This window comes from Nonlabens agnitus (genome assembly GCF_002994045.1).
Taxonomy (GTDB): Bacteria; Bacteroidota; Bacteroidia; order Flavobacteriales; family Flavobacteriaceae; genus Nonlabens; species Nonlabens agnitus.
The window spans coordinates 1,224,922-1,240,178 of sequence record NZ_MQUC01000003.1 but is presented as its reverse complement, the minus strand read 5'-3'; the positions used below and the strand labels follow the sequence as shown (position 1 = coordinate 1,240,178).

The following is a 15,257-nucleotide window of genomic DNA, read 5'->3' as shown; positions in this document are numbered from 1 at the left end:
ATTCAATGATACCTAAACGTTAAGTCTGGTTTTTTTAGGATTTTAAGTGGAAGTAATTCCTGCGATCTGGTTATGTTTGAGCATGCATCAAGATCGATCTGCACATTTTTATTCTGACTTATATGTGTACTCTGGGCAGCTGGTAGAAATCTATGCCGATCATACTCATTTTTGCCTGGTGCCAGATGATTGGTTCATCATAGTGACCGATGTGGAAAACTCGACCATCGCCGTACAAAACGGTAAACAGCAGGAAGTCAATCTTGCGGCTACTGGCAGCATTGTGGCTTGCCTTAATATTGCTCGTGAGGCAGGAGTTGATATTCCGTTTTTCTTTGGTGGTGATGGGGCAACGCTCCTTGTTCCTAAATTGATTAAAGAGTCTTGCCTACAGGCTTTGACCTATCATCAGGAGCGATGCCTGACTTCATTTGATTTTTACCTGCGTGTAGGCTATCGCACGGTTAAAGAGATGCGTCATAGAGGCTGTGTTCTCAATATTTCTAAGTTTCAGCGCAATTCCTATCACGTGATGCCACTTATTCAAGGCGACGCACTACAGCGAGCAGAAAGTGAGATCAAATCCAACGAGGCCCAGGATTTAGGCATTACCCAATTGGAGACTCAACTGCTCAACCTGGAAGGTATGGAATGCAAATGGGACAAGATCTCGCCGCCACAAGAGCAAAATGAGGTTCTCGCCCTTATAGTGAATGCAACAGATGTCTCGCTTCAACACGACATCTATGCAGCCATTCTCAAAGAAATGGATCGCATCTATGGTGAGGATCACCAGCGCAGTCCAGTTACTATGGAACATTTAAAGATGGTCAATAGTTTAAGCCAATTGAAAAACGAGATCAAGGTCAAGTATGCCACTTCAGGTTTGCGCAAGATCATCAGTACGGCAGCACGGTCCATCTTTGGAAGTTTTTACGTCAAGTACACTGAAAAAGGTCGCAACTATCTCAATGAACTTATACAATTGACCGAGGTATTACTTCTAGACGGATCCATAAATACAGTCATAGCAGGAACTGTAGAGAAACGCAAGGAGTTTTTCAAGATGCTGGATAATATGGAGCGTAATGATCAGATCCAGTACGGTTATTATTCCAGCAAAAGCAGTATTCTATCCTGTTATGTGACGGCTATTGACGATTACCACATTCACTTTCTTGATGGAGACAATGGCGGATATACCAGAGCCAGTAAAGTACTGAAGAAAAAATTAAGTGCTTAACCGCTAACGCCTTTTTTGAGAGAATTCAAGTTAGTAATGTTGCGCTACGTGAAGCCTAAAAAACGATTGAAAACAAAACTGCTTTGAAAAATTCTAGGTTTTAGAATCTTTCAAAGCAGCTTAAGAGTTATGATAATCTCTAGTAGTAGGTGTATCTGCGCACTTTTGCAATATACTTAGCCAGTCGTATCACTTGATGGCTATATCCATATTCATTATCGTACCACACATAAATGACAACTTTATTACCTTCTTCATTGACGATGGTTGCGTTGGAATCATAAATGGATGGCGCATTAGAACCAACGATATCTGTAGATACTAGTTCATTGTCAATGCTGTATTTGATTTGCTCCACTAGATCGCCTTCTAGGGCATATTTTTTCATGATAGCATTGAGTGCATCCTTGCTGGTTTTGGTTTCCAATTCTAGATTGAGAATCGCAAGAGATCCATTAGGTACAGGTACGCGTATAGCGTTAGAAGTTAGCTTACCTTCAAAAGATGGCAATGCCTTGCTTACCGCTTTACCAGCGCCGGTTTCTGTAATTACCATGTTGAGGGCAGCAGCACGACCACGACGGTATTTGCTGTGCATGTTGTCTACAAGATTCTGATCATTAGTATAGGCATGAATGGTTTCCAAATGACCATTGACAACACCAAAACTATCTTCAATCGCCTTCAATACTGGAGTAATAGCATTTGTCGTACAGCTTGCTGCAGAGAAAATATCCACCTTATCAGGATGATGCTCTTTGTGATTCACACCATGGACAATGTTGGGAATCCCTTTTCCAGGTGCTGTAAGCAATACTTTATGGGCTCCTTTAGCTTTGAGGTGTCTGCTTAGAGCATTATCATCTCTAAACGCACCCGTATTATCGATAATTAAAGCATCATTAATGCCATATGCTGTGTAATCAATATCTTCTGGCGCATTGGCGCTGATCAACTTCACAGTAGTACCATTGATGATTAAGGATTCATCATCCAGATTATAACTTACTGTTCCAGAAAAATCCCCATGAACCGAATCCTGGGCAAGGAGTGAGGCTCTCTTTTCAAGAACACTTTCTGTTATCGCGCCTCTGGTCACGATGGCACGCAATCTTAATTGGCTACCTTTTCCAGCCTTGCACATAAGTTCGCGAGCAAGCAATCGACCTATCCTACCAAAACCGTACAACACCACATCTTTAGGCGTGATTTCTTCCGTAGTTCTGGCGTCATTTAACTTGCGTGCGACAAAAGCTTGAGCATCTTGCAATTCGTTTTCTTCCAGATGGTATTCATAAGTCAGTTTACCTATATCCAGTTTTGATGGCGGCAAGTCCAGCGATAGAATAGCCTGAGCGATTTCCACACTATCAAAAATCGATAGGGGTTTTTGAACAAATTCACCAGCATACTCATGCAGGTTGATGATCTCGCTCACATTGCGATCAATCAATTGGTTTCTAAATAGTACCAGCTCGATGGCCTTATCGTACCATAAATCGCTCACCGCTTTGATAAAAGCGACTGCGGCGCGACGTCGATCTGTTTGGAAAGCGAGTTCCTTCTCGTAGATATCTACTTGACTCATGAAATGAAGCGTTTAATTTTTTGCAAAAATAACCCACTAAATCGTTTTCGTAAAATATGGTGGTGTTTTTTTCGCTTTCGCGAAAGCGAACTCACTAAAATCATGAATTTCATAATAGCTAGCCGTGTTTAAGATTTAAGCAAAACCGGTATGACATAAAAAAAAGACCCAACAAATTAAGTTGGGCCTTCTTGTATCAGAGATGAAAATTTATTTAGTCCACGGTCAATCTCCAGCGTTCTGTCTGACCTTGTGGATTCTTCACTTCTAGAATCAATCGCTGATTCGCTTCAGTTTGATCCATGATGTATTTTAGGTTCTCCACATTCTTGACATTCCTATCGTTGACCTTGGTAATGACATAACCGTTAAGGTTAGTGTCGGCAAGGCCGTTTTTTGTTCCTATGATGAGAGCACCGCTGTCTAGGTTATATTTTCGTTTTTCATCATTGGTAAGGTCTCTAAAGTCCATATCCAATTCTGGGATAGTGACTGTGCTATTTTTAGTAATCTCGATGGAGATAGGTCTTTCTTTGCCATTGCGCAATACAGTTGCTTCTACAAAATCCCCAGGATTTTTGGATCCTACATATCCAGAAAGGTCTGCAAAAGATCTCATGCGCACACCGTCAATACTGGTAATGATGTCACCTTTTTTAAGTCCAGCTTTCTCTGCACCGCTGTCTTCTACCACTTCTGAAACATAAATCCCTTCAGCACTTTGAAGACCTAATTCTTGAGCGGCACGTCCGTTAAGAGTACCGCCAGAAATACCCAGCATCCCTTTTTGTACAAAACCATATTCCATCAAATCCTGAATGATCTTGCGGGCATTGTTGGACGGCACGGCAAAGGAATATCCTGTGTAAGATCCAGTTGGTGATTGAATAGCGGTATTGATCCCAATAAGTTCACCACGATTATTGACCAGTGCACCACCCGAATTTCCAGGGTTTACGGCCGCATCTGTCTGAATGAAACTTTGCTGCATTTGATCTCTAGTGTTGAGGTCGCGACCTTTAGCACTAATGATACCTGCGGTTACCGTACTGGTCAAATTAAATGGATTCCCTACGGCAAGTACCCATTCGCCTATTCGTGCTTGATCACTATCTCCAAAGGCGACTACCGGTAAATCCTCATCCACATCAATTTTAATCAATGCAATATCACTTCCAGGTTCCGTTCCTATAATTTCTGCTTCATAGGTGCGATTGTCATTTAAGGTCACTTGTAGCGCCTGAGAATTTTCAATCACGTGATTATTGGTGACGATGTAACCATCTTTGGTGATAATCACACCACTACCGGTTCCTACAGCCTGACGCAAGGGAACAAGTCCATACATTAAATCGCGCATGGTTGGATTACCGCGAGATACGGTCAGGTTTTTAACGTGTACTACTGCATGTACGGTTTTTTCTGCTGCCTCAGTAAAATCTACTGCATTAGGGATGGCATTGTTGGTATAAGTTACTGGCGTTGCAGTAAGAATGGATTCTTGAGCAAGCTCAATTTTTGATGATGTATCGGGTTCTATAAATGTTTTATAAGATCCCAATACCACTGCGCCACCTAGAACGGCAGCTCCTACAGATTTAAGTATGGATTTCATATAATGGTGTTTAAATTAAAAACTGTTTATTTGTTCTTTCATTGTTTGAGCGTCGATGATTAACCCGTATTTAACAATCGTAATTTTAACGATCCACGTACATTTGCAAGATGCAATCTATTACGTTTCATAAATATCAAGGTACCGGTAACGATTTTATCATCATCGATGATCGTCAAGAACAATTCTCCAAAAAAGATACCAAACTTATAGCAAGACTATGCGATCGCAAATTTGGCATCGGTGCAGATGGATTGATTCTGCTTCAAAACAATAAACTGCATGACTTTACCATGGTTTATTACAATGCCGATGGAAATGAGAGTAGCATGTGTGGTAATGGCGGTAGATGTATTGCCAGTTTTGCACGATTTCTGGGCGTAGCTACTGACAATACGACATTTGAGGCCATTGATGGTCTACACCATGCCAAAATATTTGACAACGGTACGGTTAGCTTACAAATGATGGATGTCAAAAATTTACAGCTTTTTGACGGTCATGTATTTACAAACACCGGCTCACCACACCATGTGGAGTTGACAGATAACATTGACCACGTAGATGTATTTCATCAAGGTCGACACTTGCGAAACGAGCTTTACGGTAAAGAAGGTGCCAATATCAATTTTGTCCAACCAGTGACCTCATCCACTTTTAAGGCGCGAACTTATGAACGTGGCGTTGAAGATGAGACCTTAAGCTGTGGTACTGGAGTTACAGCGGTTGCGCTGGCCATGCATAAAACCGGACAGACGCAATCCCAAACGGTAGAATTGCAAACGCCTGGAGGTAATTTGCAGGTAAACTTCGAACCAACACCAACAGGATATCAAAACATCTGGCTCACGGGACCAGCTACTCAAGTTTTTAAAGGCACCATCGAGTTATGATCCTAGAAACTGAAACTTGTAAACTACGTGCCGTAGATCCAGAAGATCTGGAGTACATCTATCAGCTGGAGAATAATCCAGCGCTTTGGGATGTAGGCCACACTTTGACACCTTACTCAAAGTTTACCATACGCGAGTATCTTGAAAATGCCCATCGGGATATTTATGAAGTAAAACAGTTGCGACTTGCCATTTGTAAGAAGGACGATAGCATTGTTGGAGTAGTGGATCTTTACGATTTTGATCCCTATCACAAACGCGCAGGAGTTGGCATCGTGATTCCGCAAGATCTGGATAGATCAAAAGGCTATGCCAGTGCTGGTTTGCAAATGATGATTGACTACAGCTTCAACCGGCTAAGATTGCACCAATTGTATGCAGGAATTGCAGAGGATAATCTGGCGAGCAGGAAATTATTTGAGAAGTTACGCTTTCGCGAAAGCGGAATAAAAAAAGACTGGATTGCAACGGACAAGGCCTACAAAAATGAGGTCATCTACCAATTGATCAATGAATAAATACAAGAAGATATTACTGGGAATCGTCCTCATGGGACTGGTTGTGATGGCGTTTTTTGCCTACAGGGTTTATGATACGTTTTTCACAACAAACACCAACTTTACTGAAGGTACCTTTGAAGTGCTTATTCCAACGGGCGCCGATTATAATACCGCATTTCTCGCAATGGCAGATGCTGTCGAGGATCGAGATGCATTGCATGAAACGGCAGTGCGTAAAGGCTATAATAAGAATGTAAAAGCAGGACGTTTCCTAATCGAGCCTGGTATGAGTAACAATGACATTATTAATGCCGTACGTTCCCGCAATATACCATTGAATGTGAGGTTCAACAATCAAGAGCGATTAGAGGACCTTGCTGGTCGTATCGCGAGCCAGTTGGAACCCGATAGTCTGAGTCTGCTTAATGTCATGAGAGACCCAACTTTTCTTAAGGAAAACGGATTTACCCAAGAGAATGCATTGTCGATGTATCTGCCCAACCAGTATGAATTCTACTGGAACAGTTCTCCAGAAGCTTACAGAAGAAGAATGCTCGCCTCATGGAAAAGCTTCTGGAACGAAACGAGAAGAGCCAGAGCGGCAGCGCTGGGCTTGACGCCACAACAAGTCACATCACTGGCGGCCATAGTTCATAAAGAAACGGCAAAAGTGGACGAACGTCCCGTTGTTGCTGGCGTGTACATAAATAGACTGAAAAACGGAATCAAACTGGATGCAGATCCAACCGTTATTTATGCCAAGAAATTAACGGACAATGATTTTAATCAAGTGATTAAACGAGTTTTGTACAAAGATCTCACGATTGATAACCGCTACAATACCTACAAATATCCTGGCGTGCCGCCGGGACCCATAGTCACGCCTGATTTAAGTGCTATCGATGCGGTTTTGAATTATAAAAAACACGACTATCTCTATTTTGTGGCAAATATTGACAACTTTGGGTACCACGATTTTTCCAAAACCTTGTCAGAGCATAACCGAAAGGCAGATCGATATCGTCAATGGATAAGTGCTCAAAAAGTCAATCGCTAGATCCAGATCTGACGTTTTGAGGTCCAGTATTTCTCCTATTTAAATCCTGAAAAGCCGTTTTTAGTTAATTTTTTTAACTTTTTGAATTCGTTTGGGTTTTCAGCAATCGCCCTAATCATCACTTGTAGCAGCCGATTTTAAGTTCTGAAAATCGGTTAACTAACTGTTTAACAAACTTTTGTAGTTCAGCTGGAATTATGTTGTAAATTTGCAGCGCTTTTAGAAAGGGTGACAGCAGCTTTCGAAACAGTAAACTATGAGAACAAACTTTGTAAACTTTTTAGCTTATCCAGTAGTTTTAATCGCTGGATTCTTTGTCTTCAAAAAAGACAATTTAAGTGTAAAAAGCATCCAAAAGCACCAAGAGTCAAAAATGACGTTTTTGACTAGTGCTACAAGACCTGTCCTTTATGGTCCCAATGATGAAACTTTTGAATCCTATACTAAGGATCTTAAGGAGTACTCACTAGCAACACCTAATTCTGACTCCTTTATCTCTTTTAGAGAGGCACTTGCGTTTAAGGAATCCCAAGGAAAATATGGTGTCGTGAATACATTGGGATATCTTGGTAAATACCAGTTTGGTATGAGTACCCTGCGCACCTTTGGTGTTAATGATTCCTTGGCTTTTTTACAATCGCCTAGATTACAGGAACGTGTTTTTTTAAAGAACCTGAAGTACAACCACACCATGCTGGAAGATTACATTGAAATGTTTGAAGGCAAGGAAGTAGGTGGTGTCAAGGTAACAGAAAGTGGTATTCTTGCCGCGGCTCACCTTAGTGGTGTAGGTGGTGTCAAGAAGTACTTGAGAACAAATGGTTCTGGTCGCAGTCGCGATGCCTACGGTAGTTCTGTAAGAGGTTATCTTAAAAAATTTGGAGGTTATGATTTGAGCCGCGTGCTTGATTAATCACGAATTGACAATAGTATAAAAGCCTGACTGTTAAAGTCGGGCTTTTTGATTTTATCACTTTTTCGTCCCAATGCTCTTGAGCTGTATACTTAATGCTTTTGTAGATAGCTGTACTTCTATAAGTGATAGAATCAAGGAAACCATCAAGGCCAATAGACTCACACCAAAAACAATATTTGCCCAGAAGCTCTTCTCAATATATATCAAAAACATGGTGATCACTGCCAGCAAAAAACTAACGATGGCGACCGCTTGCATGTTTTTGATTATAGTGAGTCGCTTTCTCAATTTACGTACCTGTTGCAACACAGGCTCTGATGCAGACTCTTCGTATTTGCTGTGCAAACTTCTTATCAATGCCGCAATAGCGAGATACCTAGCATTGTAGGCCAGCATGGTCAATGAGATCGCTGGGAATAGTAATGCTGGTATGCTTAAGGTTAGTTCCACGGTTGATGATATTATTTATTCATGATCATGTTAATCTCTACTGCCAAAAATAGCGCTGCCTATGCGTACCATGGTACTGCCTTCTTCTAAAGCGATCTCATAATCACCCGTCATTCCCATGGAAAGTTCGTCAAACTCATGTCTAGGATCCAGCAATTGCTCAGATTTTATTTTGTCAAACATCGCCATGAGCGATTTGAATTCTGCTCTTACTTGGTCCTTGTCATCTGTAAAGGTAGCCATGCCCATGAGGCCGTGAATATTGATGTTTTTCAGGTTTTTGAAGGCGTCAGAGTTTAGATATGCCATCAACTCGTCCTCGTCAAATCCATATTTACTTTCTTCATCTGCTATGAATACCTGTAATAGGCAATTGATGACCCGATCGTTTTTTTGAGCTTGTTTGTTGATTTCTTTGGCCAGTCGCGGCGAGTCAACAGAATGAATCAAATGCACGTAAGGCGCCATGTACTTGACCTTATTACGTTGCGTGTGACCTATCATGTGCCAGTGAATGTCCTTGGGCAACGTTTCCCATTTTTCGGTCATTTCCTGGATCTTGTTCTCACCTAGGTGTCGCTGTCCAGCATCATAGGCCTCTTGCAGGTCGCTTATAGGTTTTGTCTTGCTTACCGCTACTAGGGTGGCTTGTGGTTCTACGCTTTCGCGAAAGCGAACTATATTATCTGCTATTTTACTCATTTTCAAATTCGTATATGATCAATCCACTGGGAAGTTTGGGCCTGATGAAGGTGCTTTTGGGAGGCATCCTTAAGTCAGCATCTGCAATGGATTTCATTTGTTCTACCGTGGCAGGAAATAGTCCAAAACCTACGGCATATTCGCCTTGGTCGATTTTTGACTTCATCACCAACAAGTCTGACTTGCCATAACTGTAATCGATGCGACCTTCATTTCTTAAATCTGCGATTCCCAGGATAGGTTGCAGCACTAAATCGTATAACATCTGTGTATCCAGATCGTCCAGGGCATTCTTGATGCGGTGCAAACCCTTGCGTAAATAAAGGCTGTAGAAATCACCATCCAGATACATGGAAAAATGATGTTTTTTTGAAGGCTTGTAGATTTCCAGACCACGATTCTGTATCCTGAAATACTGATCAAGCTGCATAAGAAAGGACTCTTTAGAATGGCCATTAAGGTCTTTGACCAATCTATTGAATTCATAGATATTGAGCTGACTCTCTGAAATCAAGAAACTCATGAAATAGTTATAGCTATCATGTTTTTCTCCCATTTCTTGCGCCAGCAGTGACGAACTTGAGCTGCGATGATGACCATCTGCAATGTACAAATGCTCTTTGTTTGCAAATATCTTTTGAATGGACGCAATCAGGTCAGGATCTGTAACGGTCCATATTTTGTGGCTGTTAAAATCTGTGGTCGAAAAATGATATGCAGGTAAAGATTTCTTTATCTGTTCGGTGATGTTTTCTATGACATCATCATCTTTATAGGTTAACAATACCGGTTCTGCGTTGAAACCTACGATTTTAAGATACTCTTTAAACAACACCTCTTTATGTGATAAGGTATCTTCGTGTTTTTTGATGCGGTTGCTCTGGTAATCCTCTACACTTGCGGCGGCAATAATTCCCGTGTACTCATGATGGGGATCTTTATTCTCATAAAGGTAAAAGGCAGGAACACTTTCCTGAAGTAAATGATTTTCTTCCCTAAACTCCAGAAACCTATTGCGTACGAGATTGAATCTTTCTTCACCAGTAATCTCGTGGCTGTATTTGTATCCTGGATTAAGGATGTGCAAAAAACTAAACGGATTGAATTTAAGCAATGCCTCCAATTCTTCTGGGCCGTAATCCTGATAGGTGCGCGAGATGACATGCGCCGCCTTTTCTGGCGTTGCTCTAATGGCTTTGAAAGGTTTTATGGTGGGCATTTCTGAAGCTTTGAGTTTATTTTCTCTGAATAGGATACTTCAAAATTGCGATCTCTTGTCTTTCAACAAATTTCTTATGATCAGACTTTTCAAAGTGAAAATATAGAGAATCATAAATTTCAAGATTTGATATTTCCTTTTGACTTATACTGAACAATTTAATTCCTTTTATTCTTAGTAAACTGTCATTGTAAAAATTGAACTTCGGTTCCTTAACATTAATTGTTAATATGGTTATAGAGTCATTATTCATTGACGAAACTCCAAAACTGACATTTTTAGCCTTCGTTTCAGATTTGATTTCTTCATTAAAGGTGTTACGTTCTGAATTGAATTTTGGAAAGACATATGGATTTTCTTTTTTCAATATGTTATCGCAAGACGAGAACATTATCAAAGCAAATACAATTACAATCGATTTTTTCATGTTCGTTAATCAATAAAACTCTTAGAAACCTTTTCTGCTTTTCTTGATACTGAATAATCGTAAAAACCTTCACCAGATTTAACGCCTTTCTTGCCAGCCATCACCATATTGACCAATAGTGGGCATGGTGCGTATTTATCTTTTTTGAAACCGTCATACATCACATTCAATATAGAGAGACAAACGTCCAGCCCTATAAAATCTGCAAGTTGTAGTGGTCCCATAGGATGTGCCATTCCCAATTTCATTACGGTATCAATCTCTTCAACTCCAGCAACGCCATTGTATAAGGTTTCAATCGCCTCATTGATCATAGGCATCAAGATGCGGTTAGCCACAAAACCTGGATAGTCGTTTACTTCAGTTGGTGTTTTTCCTAGCTGAACAGATAAGTCCATAATAGTCTTAGTGACTTCATCGCTGGTGGAATAACCGCGTATGATCTCTACCAACTTCATGATAGGCACCGGATTCATAAAATGCATTCCAATTACCTGATCAGGTCTGCTGGTAATGGCAGCAATTTGAGTGATGGAGATGGAAGAAGTGTTTGTAGCTAGAATACAATCTGCTGGTGCAGCCTCATCCAGTTGTTTGAAGATCTTCAATTTCAACTCTAAATTCTCTGTAGCCGCCTCAACAATAAGATCTGCTTTCTGAACACCATCTGGGATAGAAGTATAGGAGGTGATGTTATCTAGGGTTTCCTTTTTATCTGCCTCGGTAATTCTTTCTTTGGCAATCATGCGGTCCAGGTTCTTACTTATCGTTCCCAAACCTCTATCGATAGCTTCCTGAGATATATCAACCAGAGAAACCTTAAATCCTGACTGGGCAAAAGTATGTGCAATGCCGTTTCCCATGGTTCCGGCGCCTATGATGGTAATATTTTTCATTTGATGTATTTACGGGTTAAAAAAGGTTGTTCTAATAAAAATTTCTAGAGTTGCTTTTTATTAATTTTTATAAGAGATTTTAGTTATTCGGTTTGACGAGATTACAAGGACTTGAAGTTTTCAATCACTTGCATCGCAACGTCCAGCGCTGCTGTGCCGTCTTCCAGACTAACCACAGGAACGGTGTCGTCCTCAATGGCATCTGCAAAAGTCTCCAGTTCCATCAAGATCGCATTGGTTTCGGTAATGTCTGGATTGTCAAAGTAGATTTGTTTCTTGATGCCTTCAGCATTTTGAAGGATCATGTCAAAATCTCCCGGAACTTCTGGAGCATCCTTCATACGAACAACTTCTACCTTCTTGGTTAGAAAATCGACAGAGATATAGGCATCGCGCTGGAAAAATCTTGCCTTGCGCATTTTTTTGAGGCTAATCCTGCTGGCAGTTAGATTGGCCACACAACCATTTTCGAACTCAATGCGCGCATTGGCAATATCTGGAGTTTCTGATATGACGGAAACGCCACTGGAACTCACATGCTTCACGGGACTTTTCACCACGCTAAGTATCGCATCAATATCATGGATCATTAAATCCAGCACCACGCTCACATCGGTTCCTCGTGGATTGAATTCCGCTAGGCGATGTGTTTCAATAAACATGGGATTTTCAATGCGGTCCTGCACGGTTCTAAAGGCATCATTAAAACGTTCTACTTGTCCTACCTGGCCTTTGACATTATGCTTTCGCGCAAGCGATATCAACTCTTGAGCCTCTTCAACGGTAACCGTGATGGGTTTTTCAATAAAGAGGTGCTTACCAGCTTCAAGAACCTTTTTACCAGACTCGTGATGAAAAGTGGTAGGCGTCACGACATCTACCATATCGCAGGCAGCGATGAGCTCATCCATGTTGCTGTAGTACCTGTAGCCGTACTCTTTTTCAATCTCACGGGCATAGGACTCGTTAGCATCATAAAATCCCACAAGATCGTAACGCGTGGACTGCTGTAATAATTTCAAGTGGATTTTACCCAAATGTCCTGCGCCCAGAACCCCAGCTTTCAACATATTGCTTGTGTTTCCCACAAAAATAGGGATTTTGAAGCTGGTTATCGACGTCTTTTGATACCGATATGACCAATTTTAAAACAATTTGATAATGAAATTTTTAAGGGCGTTCCCTCGCCAAAACCTCGGTCGGGCTTTACGTTTCAATCTTTCTTTCTAGAGTGCCATGCAGGCACTCTAGAAAGAAAGGATTTCCTCTTCAATCCCTAACGCAAGCAACCTATGGATTTTTATTTATGTATTGGCATTATCCAGAGTTCCGCATTGTTGTAGGAATAATTGGTAAAAAAAGAGCGTATCTAAATCTGTGAATAAATGATCTCAAAAAGGATGGCTACATCCTGATGGATTTGCAGTAGGCGTTCTATTTTTGCCGCATCAAAGACGACTTCATACATAAAGGAAAACGACGCCACCTCATGCAACTCATGAAGGAGAAAGGTATTTGCGACAATGCCGTGCTGGAAGCTATCAACAAAGTGCCCAGGCATTTGTTTTTGGACAGTTCTTTTATGGAGCATGCATACCAGAACAAAGCTTTCCCTATAGGTGCTGACCAGACCATATCACATCCCTATACCGTAGCTTTTCAAAGCGAACTTCTCCAGGCACAAGCTGGTGATAAGGTCCTGGAAATAGGAACTGGTAGTGGTTATCAATGTGCGGTGCTGTTGGAAATGAAACTGCAGGTCTACACCATTGAGCGACAAAATGAATTGTTCAAAAAAACCAGCACACTTTTTAGGAAGCTGCGTTATAGACCTCGTAAGTTCGTTTTTGGTGATGGATATCTAGGTCTACCGGACGAGGCACCCTTTGACGGAATCATAGTCACCTGTGGCGCTCCAGAAATTCCTCAAAGCTTGCTGGGTCAGCTTAAAATAGGAGGTAGGCTTGTCATTCCAGTAGGTCAAGACGAGCAAATCATGACGCTTATCGTTAGAGAGTCCGAAACAGATTATCGCAAAACCACTTATGGTGAGTTTAGGTTTGTGCCATTTTTAGGTGGTAAGCAGTAAAAATTACTTGTTTCATAGCTGGCAGTTGGTTTAGAAGCTTTAAACTAAAAAAGCCCAACGATTAAGTTGAGCTTTCTTATGATTATGTATTGATTTTTTAGAATTGCGAAAGTGCTTCTACCAAGTCTGCCTTGCGATTACGACTTAATGGCAACACTTCAGAGTCAAGTTCTACTGCTTTGGAATTGAATTTCTCTACACGACGTAAATTGACTATATAAGATTTGTGTATGCGCAGAAAGTCTTCTTCAGGTAACTGCTTTTCAAAAGCTTTCATGGTAGAAAGGACGACCAGACTTTCAGTTTCTGTAATTAATTTAACGTAGTCACCTAATGCCTGTATAAATTTAAGATCCTTCAGATATACCTTTCTTTTCTTCAGGTTGCTTTTGACAAAAATGAATTCGCCTTTGTCCTCTACCATTTCTGTTCGCATCTTATGAGCAAGAAGCGCACGTTCTACGGCATAAAGGAAGCGGTCCTTTTTTATAGGCTTTTGAAGGTAATCAATAGCACTGTAGTCAAAAGCCTTAAAGGCATACTTAGTTTGACCTGTTACAAATATGACGCCTGGCTTTTCAGTAATGTCATCCAAAAGGTCAAAACCTGTCAGAATAGGCATCTCTACATCAAGAAATATAAGGTCAACACCAGCATCCTTAATTGCAGCTTTCGTTTCAATAGCATTGCTAAATTCTCCTGCAAGCTTTAAGTTAGGATGGTTTTCAATCAGCTTAACGATCGCAAGTCGCTGTATGCTTGAGTCGTCAACGACAAAACATTTGAGAATAGTATCTGTCATAAGAAAAGTCTGGTTAAGTAAATACTAAACAATACTAATACCTTTATAGACGAAATGCAAATAAAAGTGTTCATTAATCGATACTTTAGGTTTTTTTAACGATTTGAGCCAGTATTGTTTTTCAGGTAATGACCTAAATAACTAGTATAAAATATATTGCTGGGTTTGTGGAAAAAATGTATTTTTGCACTCGTTTTAAAATAATGTAACATGAATCAATACGAAACTGTTTTCATTTTGAATCCCGTTTTATCTGATGATCAGGTAAAGGAAACAGTAAAGAAGTTTGAGAATTTCCTTACTGAGCGTGGTGCCAAGATGGTAGCTAACGAAGATTGGGGCCTTAAAAAATTGGCTTACACAATCGACAACAAGAAGAGTGGTTTTTACCACCTTTTCCAATTTGCCGCACCAGGTGAGGTAATCAATGACTATGAGGTAGAATTCCGTCGTGACGAGCGCGTGATGAGATACCTTACTGTAAGACTTGATAAATACGCTATCGAGTGGGCAGAAAAAAGAAGAAGTAGAATGTCTAAAAAATCTCAAGCTTAATTATGGCAACATTACAACAACAAGCTAAAGGAAAAAAAGACGGTGACATACGTTACCTGTCTCCTTTAAAGATCGAGACTCAAGAGAGAAAAAAATACTGTCGTTTTCAACGTAGCGGTATTAAATATATAGACTACAAGGATCCAGATTTCTTGATGGGTCTTGTCAACGAGCAAGGAAAAATACTTCCTAGACGATTGACAGGAACAAGTCTTAAATATCAGCGCAAGGTAGCCGTTGCCATCAAAAGATGTAGACACATCGCTTTGATGCCATTTGAAGGTGACCTATTAAAATAATCTAAT

General features: G+C 40.6%; 16 protein-coding genes. 8 read left to right on the top strand and 8 right to left on the bottom strand.

The features are described from left to right. Nucleotides 1–46: 46 nt before the first annotated feature. Entirely contained in the window at nt 47–1,243 is a 1,197-nt protein-coding gene (locus BST86_RS05770; protein ID WP_242446472.1) for a DUF3095 family protein, read from the top strand. 139 nt (nt 1,244–1,382) lie between these two features. Here the strand turns inward: BST86_RS05770 and BST86_RS05765 are convergent, their stop codons facing one another. Both BST86_RS05765 and BST86_RS05760 read right to left on the bottom strand, forming a co-directional pair. Then, nucleotides 1,383–2,831, bottom strand: a complete 1,449-nt coding sequence (locus tag BST86_RS05765) for a glyceraldehyde-3-phosphate dehydrogenase (RefSeq protein ID WP_105982430.1) — start codon at nt 2,829–2,831, stop codon at nt 1,383–1,385. A gap of 214 nt (nt 2,832–3,045) precedes the next feature. After that, nucleotides 3,046–4,446 carry a trypsin-like peptidase domain-containing protein gene (locus BST86_RS05760; RefSeq protein ID WP_105982429.1) on the bottom strand — a complete coding sequence of 467 codons (1,401 nt, stop codon included), beginning with the start codon at nt 4,444–4,446 and terminating at the stop codon, nt 3,046–3,048. Between the two features lie 110 nt (nt 4,447–4,556). Here BST86_RS05760 and dapF point away from each other — a divergent pair, with 110 nt between their 5' ends. The 4 genes from dapF to BST86_RS05740 all read left to right on the top strand — a co-directional run bounded on the left by dapF (nt 4,557) and on the right by BST86_RS05740 (nt 7,809). Continuing rightward, nucleotides 4,557–5,339: a diaminopimelate epimerase gene (gene dapF / locus BST86_RS05755; protein ID WP_105982428.1), complete on the top strand. Its 783-nt coding sequence runs from the start codon at nt 4,557–4,559 to the stop codon at nt 5,337–5,339. Beyond that, entirely contained in the window at nt 5,336–5,857 is a 522-nt protein-coding gene (locus tag BST86_RS05750; protein ID WP_055412899.1) for a GNAT family N-acetyltransferase, read from the top strand. Before dapF ends, BST86_RS05750 begins: the two co-directional genes overlap by 4 nt. Then, entirely contained in the window at nt 5,850–6,896 is a 1,047-nt protein-coding gene (gene mltG, locus BST86_RS05745) for an endolytic transglycosylase MltG (RefSeq protein ID WP_105982427.1), read from the top strand. Before BST86_RS05750 ends, mltG begins: the two co-directional genes overlap by 8 nt. A 256-nt stretch (nt 6,897–7,152) precedes the next feature. Continuing rightward, entirely contained in the window at nt 7,153–7,809 is a 657-nt protein-coding gene (locus BST86_RS05740; protein WP_105982426.1) for a peptidoglycan-binding protein LysM, read from the top strand. Nucleotides 7,810–7,866: 57 nt separating this feature from the next. Here BST86_RS05740 and BST86_RS05735 read toward each other — a convergent pair whose 3' ends face one another. From BST86_RS05735 to BST86_RS05710, 5 genes are all read right to left on the bottom strand, one after another. Next, the gene (locus BST86_RS05735) at nt 7,867–8,262 is read right to left on the bottom strand and encodes a DUF2721 domain-containing protein (protein WP_105982425.1); all 396 of its coding nucleotides are present in this window, start codon (nt 8,260–8,262) and stop codon (nt 7,867–7,869) included. A 30-nt stretch (nt 8,263–8,292) separates the two neighbouring features. Further along, nucleotides 8,293–8,964 carry a YggS family pyridoxal phosphate-dependent enzyme gene (locus BST86_RS05730; RefSeq protein WP_105982424.1) on the bottom strand — a complete coding sequence of 224 codons (672 nt, stop codon included), beginning with the start codon at nt 8,962–8,964 and terminating at the stop codon, nt 8,293–8,295. Next, entirely contained in the window at nt 8,957–10,183 is a 1,227-nt protein-coding gene (locus BST86_RS05725; RefSeq protein ID WP_105982423.1) for a DUF1015 domain-containing protein, read from the bottom strand. The genes BST86_RS05730 and BST86_RS05725 overlap by 8 nt, the downstream gene beginning before the upstream one ends. A gap of 432 nt (nt 10,184–10,615) precedes the next feature. Further along, nucleotides 10,616–11,506, bottom strand: a complete 891-nt coding sequence (locus tag BST86_RS05715; protein WP_105982421.1) for a 3-hydroxybutyryl-CoA dehydrogenase — start codon at nt 11,504–11,506, stop codon at nt 10,616–10,618. Nucleotides 11,507–11,607: 101 nt separating this feature from the next. Further along, nucleotides 11,608–12,576 carry a Gfo/Idh/MocA family protein gene (locus tag BST86_RS05710; protein WP_105982420.1) on the bottom strand — a complete coding sequence of 323 codons (969 nt, stop codon included), beginning with the start codon at nt 12,574–12,576 and terminating at the stop codon, nt 11,608–11,610. Nucleotides 12,577–12,953: 377 nt separating this feature from the next. Here BST86_RS05710 and BST86_RS05705 point away from each other — a divergent pair, with 377 nt between their 5' ends. After that, complete coding sequence (locus BST86_RS05705; protein WP_105982419.1) at nt 12,954–13,595, top strand: protein-L-isoaspartate(D-aspartate) O-methyltransferase; 642 nt, start codon at nt 12,954–12,956, stop codon at nt 13,593–13,595. Between the two features lie 97 nt (nt 13,596–13,692). Here the strand turns inward: BST86_RS05705 and BST86_RS05700 are convergent, their stop codons facing one another. Beyond that, nucleotides 13,693–14,397 (bottom strand): LytR/AlgR family response regulator transcription factor, encoded by a 705-nt coding sequence (locus BST86_RS05700; protein ID WP_055412890.1) that lies wholly within the window; start codon nt 14,395–14,397, stop codon nt 13,693–13,695. Between the two features lie 210 nt (nt 14,398–14,607). Here BST86_RS05700 and rpsF point away from each other — a divergent pair, with 210 nt between their 5' ends. Together rpsF and rpsR are read left to right on the top strand one after the other, a co-directional pair. After that, nucleotides 14,608–14,952, top strand: coding sequence for a 30S ribosomal protein S6 (gene rpsF / locus BST86_RS05695; RefSeq protein WP_055412889.1), 345 nt, complete (start codon nt 14,608–14,610; stop codon nt 14,950–14,952). A 2-nt stretch (nt 14,953–14,954) separates the two neighbouring features. Continuing rightward, entirely contained in the window at nt 14,955–15,251 is a 297-nt protein-coding gene (gene rpsR, locus BST86_RS05690; RefSeq protein WP_041496972.1) for a 30S ribosomal protein S18, read from the top strand. The last annotated feature ends 6 nt before the right edge of the window (nt 15,252–15,257 follow it).

Coding starts and splice junctions, on each gene's coding strand:
- BST86_RS05730 (WP_105982424.1), bottom strand. CDS start 8,964: ATGAGTAAAATAGCAGATAATATAGTTCGCTTTCGCGAAAGCGTAGAA.
- dapF (WP_105982428.1), top strand. CDS start 4,557: ATGCAATCTATTACGTTTCATAAATATCAAGGTACCGGTAACGATTTT.
- BST86_RS05765 (WP_105982430.1), bottom strand. CDS start 2,831: ATGAGTCAAGTAGATATCTACGAGAAGGAACTCGCTTTCCAAACAGAT.
- BST86_RS05700 (WP_055412890.1), bottom strand. CDS start 14,397: ATGACAGATACTATTCTCAAATGTTTTGTCGTTGACGACTCAAGCATA.
- rpsF (WP_055412889.1), top strand. CDS start 14,608: ATGAATCAATACGAAACTGTTTTCATTTTGAATCCCGTTTTATCTGAT.
- BST86_RS05760 (WP_105982429.1), bottom strand. CDS start 4,446: ATGAAATCCATACTTAAATCTGTAGGAGCTGCCGTTCTAGGTGGCGCA.
- BST86_RS05750 (WP_055412899.1), top strand. CDS start 5,336: ATGATCCTAGAAACTGAAACTTGTAAACTACGTGCCGTAGATCCAGAA.
- BST86_RS05740 (WP_105982426.1), top strand. CDS start 7,153: ATGAGAACAAACTTTGTAAACTTTTTAGCTTATCCAGTAGTTTTAATC.
- BST86_RS05725 (WP_105982423.1), bottom strand. CDS start 10,183: ATGCCCACCATAAAACCTTTCAAAGCCATTAGAGCAACGCCAGAAAAG.
- BST86_RS05715 (WP_105982421.1), bottom strand. CDS start 11,506: ATGAAAAATATTACCATCATAGGCGCCGGAACCATGGGAAACGGCATT.
- mltG (WP_105982427.1), top strand. CDS start 5,850: ATGAATAAATACAAGAAGATATTACTGGGAATCGTCCTCATGGGACTG.
- BST86_RS05710 (WP_105982420.1), bottom strand. CDS start 12,576: ATGTTGAAAGCTGGGGTTCTGGGCGCAGGACATTTGGGTAAAATCCAC.
- rpsR (WP_041496972.1), top strand. CDS start 14,955: ATGGCAACATTACAACAACAAGCTAAAGGAAAAAAAGACGGTGACATA.